The 16,092-nt window shown below is 40.6% G+C and carries 13 protein-coding genes; 6 read left to right on the top strand and 7 right to left on the bottom strand.

Annotation, left to right across the window (positions count from 1 at the left end):
• Positions 1-14: 14 nt before the first annotated feature.
• The 5 genes from AQ505_RS23775 to AQ505_RS23795 all read right to left on the bottom strand — a co-directional run bounded on the left by AQ505_RS23775 (position 15) and on the right by AQ505_RS23795 (position 9,145).
• Entirely contained in the window at positions 15-1,856 is a 1,842-nt protein-coding gene (locus AQ505_RS23775) for a glycoside hydrolase family 13 protein (protein WP_062550461.1), read from the bottom strand.
• A gap of 85 nt (positions 1,857-1,941) precedes the next feature.
• Positions 1,942-2,955 (bottom strand): SusE domain-containing protein, encoded by a 1,014-nt coding sequence (locus AQ505_RS23780; protein WP_062550462.1) that lies wholly within the window; start codon positions 2,953-2,955, stop codon positions 1,942-1,944.
• An 18-nt stretch (positions 2,956-2,973) separates the two neighbouring features.
• The gene (locus tag AQ505_RS23785) at positions 2,974-4,560 is read right to left on the bottom strand and encodes a RagB/SusD family nutrient uptake outer membrane protein (RefSeq protein ID WP_062550463.1); all 1,587 of its coding nucleotides are present in this window, start codon (positions 4,558-4,560) and stop codon (positions 2,974-2,976) included.
• Between the two features lie 11 nt (positions 4,561-4,571).
• Positions 4,572-7,553 (bottom strand): SusC/RagA family TonB-linked outer membrane protein, encoded by a 2,982-nt coding sequence (locus AQ505_RS23790; RefSeq protein ID WP_062550464.1) that lies wholly within the window; start codon positions 7,551-7,553, stop codon positions 4,572-4,574.
• Positions 7,554-8,131: 578 nt separating this feature from the next.
• Positions 8,132-9,145 (bottom strand): LacI family DNA-binding transcriptional regulator, encoded by a 1,014-nt coding sequence (locus AQ505_RS23795; protein WP_062550465.1) that lies wholly within the window; start codon positions 9,143-9,145, stop codon positions 8,132-8,134.
• A gap of 184 nt (positions 9,146-9,329) precedes the next feature.
• Between AQ505_RS23795 and AQ505_RS23800 the strand changes: the two genes are divergently transcribed.
• Positions 9,330-10,496 carry a fatty acid desaturase family protein gene (locus AQ505_RS23800; protein WP_062550466.1) on the top strand — a complete coding sequence of 389 codons (1,167 nt, stop codon included), beginning with the start codon at positions 9,330-9,332 and terminating at the stop codon, positions 10,494-10,496.
• Between the two features lie 36 nt (positions 10,497-10,532).
• On the opposite strand, the gene AQ505_RS23805 is transcribed toward AQ505_RS23800, so the two are convergent.
• The gene (locus tag AQ505_RS23805; protein ID WP_062550467.1) at positions 10,533-10,769 is read right to left on the bottom strand and encodes a hypothetical protein; all 237 of its coding nucleotides are present in this window, start codon (positions 10,767-10,769) and stop codon (positions 10,533-10,535) included.
• A gap of 133 nt (positions 10,770-10,902) precedes the next feature.
• The gene (locus AQ505_RS23810) at positions 10,903-11,811 is read right to left on the bottom strand and encodes a glycerophosphodiester phosphodiesterase family protein (RefSeq protein WP_062551186.1); all 909 of its coding nucleotides are present in this window, start codon (positions 11,809-11,811) and stop codon (positions 10,903-10,905) included.
• A gap of 388 nt (positions 11,812-12,199) precedes the next feature.
• Between AQ505_RS23810 and AQ505_RS23815 the strand changes: the two genes are divergently transcribed.
• The 5 genes from AQ505_RS23815 to creD all read left to right on the top strand — a co-directional run bounded on the left by AQ505_RS23815 (position 12,200) and on the right by creD (position 16,073).
• The gene (locus AQ505_RS23815; RefSeq protein WP_062550468.1) at positions 12,200-12,964 is read left to right on the top strand and encodes a DeoR/GlpR family DNA-binding transcription regulator; all 765 of its coding nucleotides are present in this window, start codon (positions 12,200-12,202) and stop codon (positions 12,962-12,964) included.
• A gap of 65 nt (positions 12,965-13,029) precedes the next feature.
• Positions 13,030-13,671 (top strand): DUF47 domain-containing protein, encoded by a 642-nt coding sequence (locus AQ505_RS23820; protein ID WP_062550469.1) that lies wholly within the window; start codon positions 13,030-13,032, stop codon positions 13,669-13,671.
• A 55-nt stretch (positions 13,672-13,726) separates the two neighbouring features.
• Positions 13,727-14,347, top strand: coding sequence for a hypothetical protein (locus AQ505_RS23825; RefSeq protein WP_062550470.1), 621 nt, complete (start codon positions 13,727-13,729; stop codon positions 14,345-14,347).
• On the top strand, positions 14,344-14,646 hold the full coding sequence (locus AQ505_RS23830) for a winged helix-turn-helix domain-containing protein (protein WP_197286261.1): 303 nt from the start codon (positions 14,344-14,346) through the stop codon (positions 14,644-14,646). Before AQ505_RS23825 ends, AQ505_RS23830 begins: the two co-directional genes overlap by 4 nt.
• Positions 14,647-14,699: 53 nt before the next feature.
• Positions 14,700-16,073 (top strand): cell envelope integrity protein CreD, encoded by a 1,374-nt coding sequence (creD, locus tag AQ505_RS23835; RefSeq protein ID WP_062550471.1) that lies wholly within the window; start codon positions 14,700-14,702, stop codon positions 16,071-16,073.
• The last annotated feature ends 19 nt before the right edge of the window (positions 16,074-16,092 follow it).

Here is a 16,092-nt window from a genome sequence, read left to right on the forward strand (position 1 = left end):
ATGTATTTATGGTCTTAATTTAATTCTAACACCAATGTGGTCTTCGCAGGCACAGCAATGTTTTTTAAAGTGTTTATTTTTTCTTTTGTGATCACGTTAGTGGCGGAACTGGCCTGGCCAATACGCTCTTCAAACCTGGAAGTCTCCAGACTTTTCGCCTGATCCTCAATATTGACAATCACCATCACGGTCTTTCCACCTTCCGGCAGGTACCTGAAATAAGTATAGATGCCATTTTCCGGCACATACTGCATCATTTTCCCACCTTGTAAAGCCGGACTATTTTTTCTGTAATTGGCTAGTGTTTTCACAAAATTCCAGGCTTCATTTTCCTGTGCAGTACGACCTGCGGCAGTAAACTTGTCTGCTTTATCACCTGGCCATCCACCAGGAAAGTCAGAACGCACCAAACCATCAGGGTCAGAATAGTTCTTCATTAAAATCTCTGTTCCATAATACATTTGAGGGATACCTCTTAACGTTAACAGTAAAGCCATTCCAGATTTATACTTGTCGAAATCTTCTTTCACCATCGAGTAGAACCTGCTCATGTCATGGTTGTCCATGAAAATCACATTACGTTCGGCATCCTGGTAAAGGAAATCCTGTGCGATGGTGGTGTATAACCTGAAAATTCCGTCTGTCCAGCCGGATTTACCATTCAAAGCTTCATAAATTGCATTTTTAAGCACGGCATCAGTTACGCCTGGCAGTTCGGTATCAAAACCTCTGCTTACCGTGTTTCCACCAGTAAAAAACGCTTGTGCAGCTGCCGAATTCACCAATGTTTCTCCAAAAACGGAAAGCGTTGGGAACTCTGCTTTTATCTTGATCGCCCAGTCTCTCATGTATTCCGGGTCGTTATATGGGTAAGTATCCAACCTTAATCCGTCGATTCCTGCATCTTCTACCCACCAGATGTGGTTTTGTGTCAGGTAATTCTGTACATAAGGATTTCTTTGATTCAGGTCGGGCATACTAGGTACAAACCATCCGTCCAACATTTTCTTCTGATCGGCTTTTGAAGCATGGGGATCCATAACCGGCTCATCACGATAGCTGGTCTGCGTATACACTGGCCATTGGTTTACCCAGTCTTTCATTGGCATATCTTTATAGAACCAATGTCCGGTACCCACATGGTTGTGTACAATATCTTTCACTACTTTCATTCCTTTTTCATGTACTTTATCTACGAAAGATTTGTACAAAGCCAGGTTTCCGTAGCGTGGATCTATCTTATAGTGATCCGTTGCAGCATAGCCATGGTACGACGCATTGGCCATGTCATTTTCAATTTCCGGAGTCATCCAGATGGCGGTTACGCCTAAATCTTTCAGGTAATCTAACTTATTGATCAATCCCTGTAAATCTCCACCATGGCGGTAATACATAGAATCTCTGTTCAATTTAGTTTCCTGCATTCCTTTAATCACATCATTTTTCGGATCGCCGTTAGAGAAACGATCCGGCATCAGCAGGTAAATCAAATCTTTGCTGCTTACCCCTTTGCGACTTGCATTAGCAGTCCTGTTTTTCAGCTCATAAGTATACTGCAGTACTTTCTTCCCTCCTTTGGTAAATGCGATTGGGAATTTTCCCGCAGCGGCGGATTCCGCAATTTCCAGGTCTACAAATAAGTAGTTAGGATTTTCTACCTTATTTACACCTACCAGTTTTACACCTGGATAGTTCAGTTCTACACCCAGCTCAGCGATGCGGTCGCCATGAACTAACAATTGAAGTTTAGGGTTTTTCATGCCTACCCACCAATACATCGGTTCAATGCGCTCCAATTTTTGGGCAAAGGTGGTCACAGAAATACTCAGGAGGAGTAAAAGGATAAGTTTTTTCATGAGCAAAAGATTGAGGTAAGGAATGGATGAATAAAAACAGGTGGTCCAGCATGCCAGAAGAGCTGTAGGACCACCTGTTTGGGTATTAATTTTTAACCAGTGAGTATTTTAAATTCGGAATATCGAAAGTAACCGTATAGTTTCCTGCTGTGGCAACAGTAATATTGCCACCATTAAATACAAGATTACCACCACTTCCACCATAGTTGAAATCGTAGGCACGATCCGCTCTGAACTTCAATTCTCCAGCCAACAGATTTGCAGTTACTTTATAAGTACCTTTTCCGTCATTGATGAATTTCATGTCAATATCACTACCCCACCCAAGTGGTGTAGCACTACCTGTAATCGCCCATATTTTTGAGTCTTCAAATTTAAATGCTTTCGTGTTCATATCTACTGTAATCAGCTGCGGACCGGCTTTTGGCGCGGTTAAATTGGCCGCGTTTCCTGCACTGCTTAGCAACCCGCCTAAGACACCATAAGAAAGGTCCCAGGTTTTTACCGGCGTAATTTTGAACTCTAACTGAGCAGCTGGGAATACAATAATTCCTGAGTATTTACCATCACTATCTGGAGAAACCAGACTGTCGGCTGTTGCAGGTGCCCATCCCTGATAAGCACCTGGAGCAAAAATCCATGAAGTGGCCAGGTATGCTGTCGCTTTCAAAGTCAATACATTCGAATAAGTGACTGCATTCGGTGCCGGAGCAGATTTTAAGCGAACTTCCAGTTCTGATGGAACATTTGCTTTTAATCCAAAAGCCAGCATCATGGCATTGATCGCACTTACTGTTGGTGCATAAGTTGTACCTGCAATCACCACTTCTTTAGGGTTAGCAAAATCTCTACCTTTTACATCAATCTGAATGGTAGAAGTGACCGGAACAATTACGCCTGTCACTACCGGAGCAGGAAAGGTAAAAGTTACTGCCGGGCTCGTTGCCGCAGCTAAGGATAAATTAAGTGTAGTGGTGCTTGCGGTTAGTGTCCCTGCCGGACTCACATTAGTCACCAGGTCTGTTCCATCCTTTTTGCAGGACCATAAACCTATGGCCACTAAAACAAAGGAAATATATTTTATAATGTTTGATTTCATCTCAATTTCTGCTTAGGGTTAGTAACCTTTATTTTGAATCAGATTGGTATTGGCAATCAGGTCGGCCAGCGGCAATGGATAAATATTACGTGTCGCATCTACCCCTTGTCCGGATTTCACACCACCTTTATACGGCCATAAATAACCAGCTTCTGTAAATTTGTTATAGCGAACTAAATCTGTACGGCGGAAACCTTCCCAGTACAATTCTCTGCCACGCTCATCCAGGAAGAAATCAACACTAATCGCCAATACATTTCCTGAAGTATTGCCATAAGCACGCTGACGCAAATCATTTACATAGGTAATTGCCTGTCCGGTTGAACCGCCAGCACCACCACGGGCTACTGCTTCTCCATAAATAAGATATTGTTCCGCAAGGCGGAATAATGCAAAATCCAATGAGCTGAATTTTCCTTCGTTAGAAGGTGCAGGTACGCCTTTTGAATCCACATTTCTAAATTTGATCACCCTTAAACCATCGGTAAAAGTATTCACATCATCATTTTCCAATTTCTGGCCAAAAAACATTGCTCTTTGATCAGTAGCACCAGAATAGTCTGTAAATAATTTAGGTAGGTTAATCCTGCTGCGGTTACCTCCCCATCCTCCGGTTGGCACACCAAATGAAGCAGGGTTCATGTCTCCGTTAATTGCTGCATTGATCAGGTAAGTTGTTCCACCATCATTTTGCGTATGCAATCCATCATAATTAATGGTCAGGATGTTCTCTTTACTAGTGGTTCTGTTGTCTGTTAAAAATAGATTTTTATAAATTGGTGATAAGCTGTAACCACCGTTGATTACTTTACTGGAATAAGTAATGGCATCTGTATATCTGGCTGTACCGGTATATACCTGAGCATTCAGGTATAACCTGGCTAACAACGACCAGTCTGCACCTTGATCTGCACGACCGTATTCATTGGTCATTGGAGCAGCCAGATCTCCTTCAATTGCTTTCAATTCTGACTCTACGTATTTAAAAAGCTCTGCCCTTTGAATTTGTCTGGGCGGAATTTTTCCGATCAGGTCTTCTTCTGTTACAAAAGGAGGATTGGCGTAACCATCCATCAATACCCAATATTGGAAGGCACGAAGGAAGCGGGCTTCCGCACGGTAGCGCTGTACATTTGTTGCATCCTGACCAGTGATGTTGCGGCTCGCCAATTTTTCTGGCGTACTTTCTCTCAGGAAGTCATTACAAACAGTAATCTGATAAATACTTCTGGAATATAAACCTCTGACAAATATATTCTCAGAAGTCCAGGTCATCTTATCCAAATCCGGAATTCCATCATCATTCCATCCGCAGATGGCTTCATCTGTTGGCAATTCCTGTGTCATCCAGAATAACCTCAGGAAATCTGTAAATCCTGGATTCAACCCGCCGATGTCACTTTCTGCAGTCGCTCCACTTGGGTGCGTCAAAGCATAACTGGCATATAATTTAACCAGCTGGTTTTTATATCCTGCTGGGGTGGCATAAGCCTGATCCGCTACTAAATCATTAGTAGGTCGTAAGTTCAAGGCGTCCTTTTTACATGAGCTGATAAAGACCAGTAAAACGCTTGATATGGTGAATATTTTAAATAAATTTCTCATCCTGATAAAAATTAAAAGCCAACATTTAAGCCCAATGTATAAGTTCTAGGTCTTGGATATAAGTTATAATCTATACCTGTAGTGATTTCCGGATCCAATCCTTTGTATTTAGTCAGCACAAACACATTCTGCACGTTTGCTGATATACGAAGGGTGGTATTTCCATTTTTAGAGATTTTACCTGCATCAAATGCCAATCCTAAATTGTCCATCTTCAGGAAGGATGCATTTTTCATGTAGTAATCACTTAGGTATTCATTGTTGGTGAAATTGGTCTTGTACACATCAACATTTGCATTGTTGATCAATCCACTTGGACTTAGGATATTGCTCCTCACACCGAAGTTAGAAGATACGTTATCATACACGTAGTTACCGATATTGGCTCTCAATACCGTACTTAAGGTCCATTTTTTATAGCTGAAAGCAGAGTTAAAGCCAAAAGTGAATTTCGGATCCGGAGAATGGTAGAAGTATTTATCGTTTGCATCTACCACGCCATTGCCATCCAGATCAGCGTATACCCCTTCTAAAGGCATCCCATTTGCATCATAAATCTGTTTTTTCACGAAGAAAGATCCAGGAGCCTGGCCAATTGCATTGTACTTGATGTTGTTACCAGTACCACCAGTGATACCACCTGCATCAATCTTGAAATTAGGGTCAGAATCAAACGTAAGGTTGGTGACTTCTCTTTTATTATAAGCCATATTAACGCCGATATCCCAGCTGGTATTCTCCGTTTTAACCACAGCTACATTGATACTGGCTTCTAAACCACGAACATCCATATTACCCACGTTAGTGAGTAAACGGTTGTTGTAATTAGTCCCTGAAGGAATATCTACAGTCGATAAAAGATCTTTTGTTTTTTTGTAATACACATCTACGCTACCATAAACTCTGTTTTTAAAGAATCCATAGTCTAATCCTGCATTGTAAGTAGTAGTTGTTTCCCATTTCAAATCAGGCTCATAAGCTGATGGTGTATAGTAATCATAAAGGGTATCACCAATCTGATATTGTCCCTGATTGGTATTCTTGAAATACTTAGCCATGTAATTATAGTTACCGATACCGTCTTTATTTCCGGTCTGGCCATAACTCAATCTGAATTTCAAGTCAGAAAACACCTTGCTGTCTTTCATAAAATCTTCCCCAATGGTTCTCCAGGTAAAACCTACAGAAGGGAAATATCCCCATCGGTGATCTTCTCCGAATCTGGAAGAACCATCCGCACGCATGGTAGCAGAAAGCACATAATTTTCATCATAAGTATAGATCAAACGACCATAGTAAGAATTCAGCTTTTCTCTTTCTACATTAAATGGAAATGGTGGTACTTTAGTGATGGTAGTGCCATCTCCTTTATATTCATTATAACTGTGACTGGTACTGGAATTATCGTAATAACCTAAACCAGCAGTGGCCTCTATCCTGCTTTTAATGCCAGTCAGGTCTTTCGCATAATTCAGGTAAAACTCCGTTACTTTATTATTTTGTTCGTCTAAAGAACTACCCTGAAAACCTTGTGTAGAGGCATTCTGTGCTGCATATGCTGGTACAAAGATTCTACCATATCCTTTAGAAATGTCATAACCAAGGTTTAAGTTGGCGTGTAATTCTGGAAGGAAGTGAAAAGAATAATCAAATCTGGCATTACCGAAACTTCTTTCTGTCTTACCAATATTGTTGCGTAAGCGCGCTAAAGCAACCGGATTACGAGGTGCATTAGGGTTTGGCACACCACCTTTGATCCATTCAAAATAATTTCCATACTGATTATCTGCATTTACTGACTGTGTTGGATCAAATTGAATGGCTGCAGCTCTTGCTGCCTCATTGGCAAATCTTGCTTCTGTTAAAGATCCTTTTAAACTCAGGTCAATTTTCAGGTGATCTGTAAACAATCTTGGTGAAATGCTAAATGAACCGGTTGCACGTTCAAATTTATCCGTGATCAGCAAACCTTGTTTATCCAGATAACCTGCAGAAACACGGTAAGGTACATTTTTGAAAATACCACCGATACTTAAGTTATTGTCAGTAGAAAAGGCATTTTTATAGATTTCATCCTGCCAGTCCGTATTCGCATTTCCCAACAAAGCTTTATAAGTATGTGTCGGATCATCATCATAGCTCTTATTTCCAAATTGGTTGACATAAGCACGAATCTGATCGGCAGAAAGTACATCTACTTTTTTAGCCACCGTTTCATAAGAGTTATTGGTATTGAAATTGATCACCGGCTCTACAGAGCTTCCTTTTTTAGTAGTGATTAAGATTACCCCATTAGAAGCTCTCGATCCGTAAATAGCAGTTGCGTTTGCATCTTTCAGGATGGTAAAAGTCTCAATGTCGTTCGGATTAATCAGGGAAAGCGGGCTTGGCGCATTGTTCACCGTGTTACCGCTAAATGGAACCCCATCAATTACGACTAGTGGATCATTACTGGCATTCAGGGAAGCGCCACCACGAATACGGATGGTACTGCCTCCTCCTGGCTGTCCACCATTGGAAACTACATTCACCCCTGCTACTTTACCTTGAATCAATTGATCTGGTGAAGTGATGGCTCCTTTTTGGAAATCTTTAGCGCTCACCGTAGCGATGGAGCCAGTTAAATCTTTCTTTTGCTGGGTACCATAACCAATCACGACTACCTCATTCAGGTTTTGCGCATCAGGTTTAAGGGATAAGTTGAAAACGGTATTACCAGAGATCGTTACTTCCTGCGTTAAAGAAGTATAGCCGATATAGCTGGCAATTACTGTTGCTGCACCGTTTGGCAATCCGCTCAGGCGGTATTTTCCAGAGGCGTCAGTGGTAGTACTTTTATTGATACTTTTGATCTGGATAGATGCTCCGGGAAGTGGCAGTCCGGTCTCATCTAATACTGTTCCAGTTAATGAACTGGTTTGCGCCTGGGCTGTCAATGTTGCAAGAACAATAAACAGCAATAAACAAGGCTTCAGCAGGTAAAATACTTTCATATTTATAGCTCGTTTTTAGTGTAAATATTTGGTTAGTGTACAGTGTTAGTTATGCTCTTGGTAAATAAGCAAAGCGTACCTGAGAAATCAAAATATTATATGTTATTTTTTTTTAACACCATATTTAATATCTGAAAAATCAAAAAATTAGATTAAAAATTTGTTTTTGTGTTTTCTGAAATCTGGCAGTAAAAAATATTATATATTAATAATCAGATAGTTACAAACAAAAATCAAGTTTCAATGTGTAATTTTTACACTTAGTTGTTTTTGGGGTGTTTTTCGGGAACGATACCGGGAACGTTCCCGAGGTTTTCCACAGCTTTAGGAAAACTTGTGGAAAGCATGAGGCCGAATTCTGCGTAAAATCGGAAAACATGGAAAAGTTTTTGAAAAAAATACCTGTTTTTGGGCGATAAAAAACCATGATTTTGAGCACTAAAAAAGCTTGGTTTTTAGCCCTAAAAAATCTGGCTTTACGGACTAAGAAAATCCCGTAAAAGTGTCCTTATTTCCTATGTAAAAAAGGGCACTTTTTTGATGAGGGTACTGAGGTACAGCAGCAGTTTTAATAAAAATTAATCCCGTTCGGTAGAACGCCTTTTGATCAGTTTCGAATTGAGGACAATCTTTTGATTTGGATTCACCTCTAATGGATGATCCAGCATCTTGAACAAAAGGTTCGCGGCTTCAATTCCAATTTTAGTAGCGGGCTGTGTAATCGTCGTTAAAGAAGGATTCAATAAAGGTGCAATCTCCAGACTGGAGAAACCGATGACCATCAGTTCCTCAGGAATGGAGATTTTCAGGTCATAACATGCGTAGTAGGTAGCAAAAGCCAATCGTTCTACGGAAGTAAAGATGCCATCTGGCTTAATATCCAGCAATAACCTTTTTAAAATCAGGGAATTTTTAGCATAACTATTGGTGCAGTCTACCACCAGCCTATCTTCAAAAGGAATTTCGTATTTCGCCAGGGCATCAATATATCCCTGCATCCTAAACTTACCGATGGATAAATTTTTATTGATCACCAGGTAGGCAATCTTTTTACAGCCTTGTTTGATCAGATGCTCTGTCGCAGAAAAACTGCTGTCGTAGTCATTGGTAATGACTCTTGGCGTGATGATGTCTTCATAAACCCGGTCGAAAAATACCAAAGGCAGACGCTCCTGGCTCAGTTCATTCAAATACGTGTGGTCATTTGCTTCTCCGGAAACCGACATAATGATCCCATCCGCTCTGCCATTGTGTAAATGTCTGATGAAGGAAACTTCTTTCTCATAATCATCATCAGTGGCATAAATTAAAATATGATAGCCTTTGCCCCTTGCAATTTTTTCAATGCCGTGTATGGCCTGCGAGAAAAAGTTGTTCGCCAGCTCAGGAACAATGACCGCAATCGTTTTACTTTTTTGCTCCCTAAGGTTGCTTGCATAGTGATTCGGCTGATAGTTTAACTCCTTTGCCTTCGCCAGGATTTTCTCCTTCGTTTCTTTACTGATGTCACTGTTGTCTCTGAAAGCCCTGGAAACCGTTGAAGTAGATAAATTCAGGGCTTTAGCTAATTGCTTGATATTGATGCGCTCCATCTATTGCCAAAAACGGTTGATATATAACCATTAATTTAGGGTAAATATAGATGAAAATCTAAACTGCCAGCATTTTCGTAACTAAATAATAATATAGGAAATAAACATCCTGGTATTAATTGTGCTACATTAGCTGAAAATAGAGGGAGATTAAGCCATACATTCAGTACGGACAAAATAATTTATGGCGAGAAAGATCAAGTTTACAAACACCAACAAGTCAACATTTTACACTACAGTACGAAAACGAGTTGATGCTTATTTTATAGCAAATAACACCACCAGCTATGCCAATCCGGCGATGTGGTTCAAAGTTTTTTTCTTCCTTACCGGCTTAACGAGCATCTATCTGCTTTTGTTATTGGGTAACTTCAGCGCGCCTGTGATGTTATTACTGGCCATTATGCTAGGTATATTCGGTGCCTTCGTTGGTTTTAATGTTTGCCATGATGCCATCCATAAAGCACTATCTCCTTACCCGGCAGTAAATAAAATTTTCAGTTTCATATTTAATTTGCTGGGTGCAAGTCCGTATGTCTGGAACATCACACATAATATTGTTCACCATACCTATACAAATATCGCAGGTCATGATGAAGATATTGATGTAGCACCAGGACTAATCCGCTTTTCCAACTCAGAAACGGTAAACAGGGTGCAGCAGTACCAGCATTTTTATGCTTTTGCGCTATACAGTCTGGCTATGCTTTCCTGGGTATTCAGAAAAGATTACAAGAAATTCTTTCAGAAAAAAGTAGGTGAGCATGTATTGAGCCATCCCAAAATCGAATACTTCAACCTGTTTTTTTATAAAGCCATTTATTACTTCCTGTTTATTGTACTGCCCTTATTGGTCATGAACATTACCTGGTGGCAATTTATCATTGGTTTCCTGGCGATGCAATTTGCCCAGGGACTAGTATTAGGACTGGTATTTCAACTGGCACACGTGGTAGAGTCTACAGAATTTCCTATGCCTAATGAAGATGGTAACATTGAAGAGGCCTGGGCAGCGCACCAATTACAAACTACGGCTAACTTTGCAGTAAATAGCTCCCTGGCTGCCTTTTTATGCGGCGGTTTAAACAGACAGGTAGAACACCATTTATTCCCTAAAATCTGTCACATTCACTACCCTGCTATCAGCAAAATTGTGAAAGAAACCGCAGCGGAATATGATTTGCCTTACAATGAATGTATTACTTTCAGCGATGCTTTAAAATCCCATTACAAGATGTTAAGGAAATTGGGAAAAGAAACCTATAAGACTGACCGCTATGTGAACAGGGAAGTGATTCCTTTTCCTGCACCGGGATTCCTGGCTCCTGAGCCTGTTGCGATTCGCAGCTAATCCCACTAAAGGAAGTCATTCAAACCTAAATAAAGCTTATTTGAGGTAGTTTCCGGCGCTAAGCACTTTTGCCCATTCCTGGTATCCTGCCTTGATCCTTTGTACCATGCCTTTATAATTCTGCACAATCATGGCATCATGAATCTCTATGGAAATGTCGCCGGAAATCCCTCTATTCTTCGCATTGGGCATATCCAGCAATTTCGCCCAATTCGTTCCAGCAGTAATGCTATTCCCTAGAAAAACAATATCCTGCTTTGGACAGCGGTTCATTTTTGAACTTTTCTAACCGTTCCGCATACCCTTTAGACAGGTAAACAGTATCCAATTTTAATACCTGTGCAGGACTGCAAACAGGCGATAAAAGAAAGATCAGGGAAATGCGGCTAACATCTAAGCTTAAAAACTAGTGTACCAGCAAATTCGGATAATCAGAGATGATGCCATCTACCTTTAAATCTTTTAGCTCCTGAATCTCTTTTGCTGAATTTACGGTCCATGGAATCACTTTAATCTCCTGGTTATGGCATTTCCTGACCAATTCTGCATTGACCATTTTGTAATACGGGCTCAGGATGAAAGGCGAAAAGCCCAGGTCAGCCATATTTTCTTCAAAGCTTTTTGTATTCGCAACCAGGTAAGAAGTTCTGACCTCCGGATACTTTTTATTTAACACTTGTAAAGTTCTCTTGTCAAAAGACTGAATAACTACAAATGGGGTAATCCCTTTTTTCTCCAACACCCCCATGAGCAATTTGACAAATGTTTCAGGGTCAGGATTCAATACCCCATCCCCTTCCGGTCCGCATTTCGTTTCTATATTATAGAACATCGGTTTTTTACCGCTTTGTTCTAAATACAACTGTACCGAGTCAATCAATTCCTCCAGACGGGGGATAAATGTTTTGATCTTTTCTTGCTGCGGAAAAGCAGGGTAATATTTCGATCCCAGGTCAAAGCTTTTCAATTCCGCATAAGTCATTTGATACACCGGGTATTTTTTAGCATCCCCGGGAGGGAGTTCCTTTCCATTTGCATCCAGCATAAAGGCCGGACTTAAATAATCATCGTGTGTCACCACAACTTCCCCATCTTTGGTCACATGGGTGTCCATTTCTAAGGTGGTAATGCCCAGGTCTATTGCCTTTTTCATAGCCATAATGGTATTTTCTGGCATTAATCCACGGGCACCTCGATGGCCTTCCGTACTAAAGGCAGGGAATTCAGCCTTTGCGCTTACTTTTACCTGTGCATTCAGCTTTACCGGAGCCAATCCGATCACAGCAGCACATACCAATAAGGAAGTCATTTTCATAATTTTAAATTTATATTGATCAATCTTGCTGTTCCATTTTAGGTTCATTATCATGACACCTTTCGCTTCAAATATCTTCTTATTATTATTAACCAAATATTATAGATCCATTAACTTAAAGCCCTACAAACACACAAAATAATACCTGCAGTGCAGTTTTAAATGTAAAAAAAGCGGAACACCTGTGCTGTAAATCAATCCGAAACCTGGGATATTTAAACAGTGATCAAACGTCATTTTTCACAAATCCTCGCTTAACCTCTAAGCGCAACAAAATGAAAGGTCAAAATATCGACAGCTAAAAAGATAACTGAATAGTTTATTATTTCCTTTAATTTTGTTGCATCTTTAATTTTAACCACTAAAACCACCACAAAAAGGCCAAAAAATGATCAATATAGCAGAAAGACACCAATTCATTCTCCATAGGATTCAAGCAGAGGGATCTGTAGATGTTCAGATTTTATGCAAAGATCTGGATGTTTCTTCGGTGACCATTCGTAAGGATCTGAAACTACTCGAAGACAAAAAGTTACTTTTCAGGACACATGGCGGCGCCACCTTAAACAACCCGTATACGGTAGACCGGCCAGTAAATGAAAAAGAGCAATTACAATCTGCTGAAAAGTTAAGGATAGCAGCAGCGGCAGCAGTATTACTCAAAGACAATGATTCTATCATCATTGCTTCCGGCACTACTATACTCGCATTGGCCAGAGCCATTAAACCTCAGGGCAACCTTACTGTGATCACTTCCGCATTGAATGTTGCTTTAGAGCTGATTCCACACGACCATATAGAGGTGATCCAATTGGGAGGATTATTGAGAAAAAGCTCAGCCTCTGTAACCGGACCATATTCAGACCATATCCTGAGCAATATCTTTTGCAGCAAACTTTTTCTGGGCGTAGATGGCATCGATTTAGATTTCGGCCTCACCACAACCAATGCTTCTGAAGCACAGCTGAACAAGCAGATGATCGATGCTTCACAAAAAGTGATTGTGCTCGCAGATTCCACCAAATTCGGAAAAAGAGGATTCGGAAAGATCTGCGGCATAGAAGAAGTGGATCATATCATTACCGATAGCGGTATTTCCACACAGATTTTACAGCAATTGGAGAGTTTGGGCATCGAAGTGACGATCGTTTAATATAGCAAAAACTTCATCCCCTGTTAATATTACGATTGATATTTTTGAATCATATCATCTATAATATGAACAACTTTTTTAAAGTCTTTAGTCCTAAGGATAAAAAGTTCCAGCCGCTATTTGAACAATGCGGCGGGAACCTGGTACGGCTGTCGGAAACCTTACTGCTTACTTTTAGCACCACAGATCTGGAAGAACGCAAAGTACACATCAAGGAAATTGAGCGCATGGAACATACCGGCGAACAAATCCGCACTAAAGTATTCCTGAGCCTTAGCAAAAGCCTGATCACGCCATTCAGCAGGGAAGACATTCATTCTTTGATCAGCTCTTTGTATGCCATTGCAGATTACATGCACACCGCAGCCATTAATGTAGACCTCTATCAGGTAACGGAACTCAATAAGCCGATGATCCACATGGCGCAGCTGCTGATTGAAATGTGCCGTGATCTGGAAATTGCTCTCAAAGAACTCCGTACTTTCAAGAATACCGGACTGATCAGTGATGTTTGTCTGCGGATTTATAAAGGCGAAGGCCAGGCAGATGCCGTATGTAATCAAGCCATCGCCTTTTTATTCCAATCCGGTATCAGTCCGATTGAGCTGATTAAACAGAAAGAAATCCTGCAAATCCTCGAGATGGCCGCTGATAAATGTGATGACGTAGCTAATGTGCTGGAAAGCATCCTCGTGAAAAATTCTTAAGCCCCTATTGTGGTTTCCATAATTAATACTTTACTTTGCAATACAAAGTACTTTTATGGAAAAGCAAGAAATCTATTCTGAACTCCATTCCATCAGAAACCTGATGGAACGTTCTGCAAAATTCATCTCCCTAAGCGGATTGTCAGGAATTTTGGCGGGAGTTTATGCCTTAATTGGGGCAGGTATCGCCTATTCACTGGTGTACGGTCAAACCATGAACATGGATTACCGGGAGCATTATGTAAATGAGTCCAATCTGTTGTGGAATTTATTTTTTATCGCATTGGCCGTATTGCTGCTTTCCATCAGTACCGGAATTTTCCTCACGCTGCGCAAAGCCGGGAAGCACAACCAGAAAGTGTGGAACCCGATCAGCAAAAAACTACTGTTCAGCATGTTGGTTCCTTTACTGACCGGAGGTGCACTGATTTTAATCTTGTTTTTTAGAGGATATTATGGCGTTATCGCCCCTACCTGTCTGATATTTTACGGGCTGGCACTCGTTGGTGCCAGCAACTATACATTCGAAGATGTAAAATGGCTTGGATTAATGGAGCTGATTCTTGGTATATTCGCCGCTTTATTACCTGGATATGGGCTTATTTTCTGGACCATTGGTTTCGGATTACTCCATATTATTTACGGTACGATCATGCATTTTAAATACGACAAGTGAAAAGCACATTAGCAAATTTTGATAAAGCCTTTGAAAACAGGGTTCGCCTGCAGATCATGAGCATTCTGGTAGCCAATGAAAATTACGACTTCAATTCTCTGAAAGAATTGCTGGAAGTAACCGATGGTAACCTGGCTTCCCATCTGAAAGCCCTGGAGAAAGAAGCGTATATCAATGTCTATAAATCCTTTCTGGGCAGAAAGCCCAATACCAGTTATGCCGCTTCAGAACAAGGAAGAATCGCCTTCCTGAAACACCTGGAATCCCTGGAAAATTTAATCAAACAACAGAAATTTTAATTTTTTTTACCCTTCTGCTTTGAAATTCAAAGTACTTTTTAAAAACAAAAACCATGGAAAACATTCAATTCCCTAAAGAAAAATCAACTTTTGCCCTACTACAGGAATCTGTGGGTGCTAAACTATTTTTAATCGCTGTACTGACCTTGCTCTTACTCATCCCCTCTTCCTGGGTTCAATACCTGATTCAGGAACGCCAGGGCCGACAAGATGAGGCCATACAGGAAATCTCTGAGAAATGGTCAGGTCCGCAGCTGATTGAAAGTCCAATCCTGCAGCTTCCTTATAAAACATGGGTTAAAACCTTAGATGTGAACGGAAAATCGATCATGAAAGAAAGCTTCAACACCATTTACCTACTGCCTGAAAGCCTGGACATACAAAGTGATGTAAAACCGGAAATCCTGCACCGAGGTATATTTGATGCCGTGGTATACCATGCGAAAATCCGTTTAAATGGTAAATTCAGTGAATTGGAATTGAAAAAATCGGGGATCAATCCAGAACTGGTTTTATGGGATAAAGCAAAGATAGTAGCTGGAATCAGCGACTTTAAAGGCTTAAAAAGTACGCCCATTATTAAAGTAGCAGGCCAGGTCTATACTGCAGAACCAGATTTTGCGCCAGAAAACCTATTGGTCAATAACCTGGGTATACAAATCGATCTTTCAGCTGCAAAGCGTTCCGATATCCACTTTAATTATGAATTAGACTTGAGGGGTAGTGAAGCATTAAATTTCCTGCACCTCGGTAAAAACAGCACCATCAAAGTAAGTGGCGACTGGAACAATCCAAGTTTTACAGGCGCTTTTCTGCCAGAAAACAGAAACATCACAGAAAAACAGTTCAGCAGCACCTGGAAAATGTCAAATTTCAACAGGCCATTTCCGCAGCAATGGCTTGGCGGACAAGCAGTGCTGACCCCACAAAATAAAATAAAAGCGACGTTTGGGGTGAAATTTTTACTGCCGGTAGATCAGTACCAGAAAACAATGCGCTCTGCAAAATATGCCATTCTAATCATCTTATTGAGTTTCATCTCACTTTTCTTTATCGAATTACTGAATAAAGTGAAAGTAAACCTGCTGCAATATGTCCTGATTGGCGCTGCCATGATCATCTATTATACCCTGTTGTTATCCTTTACGGAACAGGTTGGTTTTGGAGCCGCTTATTTCATCGCTTCTGTTGCCACGGTGATCCTCGTGAGTACATTTATCGGAGCTTTTCTGAGGAACAAAAAAGCAGCAATAGTTTTTGCGATCACCCTCAGTATATTCTACAGCTTTATCTATGTGATTATCCAGTTGCAAGACCTTGCGCTACTCTTTGGCAGTATTGGCTTGTTCATTACAGTGGCTTGTCTGATGTATTTTTCAGTTAAGATCAACTGGAATAAACCGGAAACGGCTATTGATCAGCCTTAAAAAGATATTTGTGATCCTA

This window comes from Pedobacter sp. PACM 27299 (assembly GCF_001412655.1).
Classification (GTDB): Bacteria; Bacteroidota; Bacteroidia; order Sphingobacteriales; family Sphingobacteriaceae; genus Pedobacter.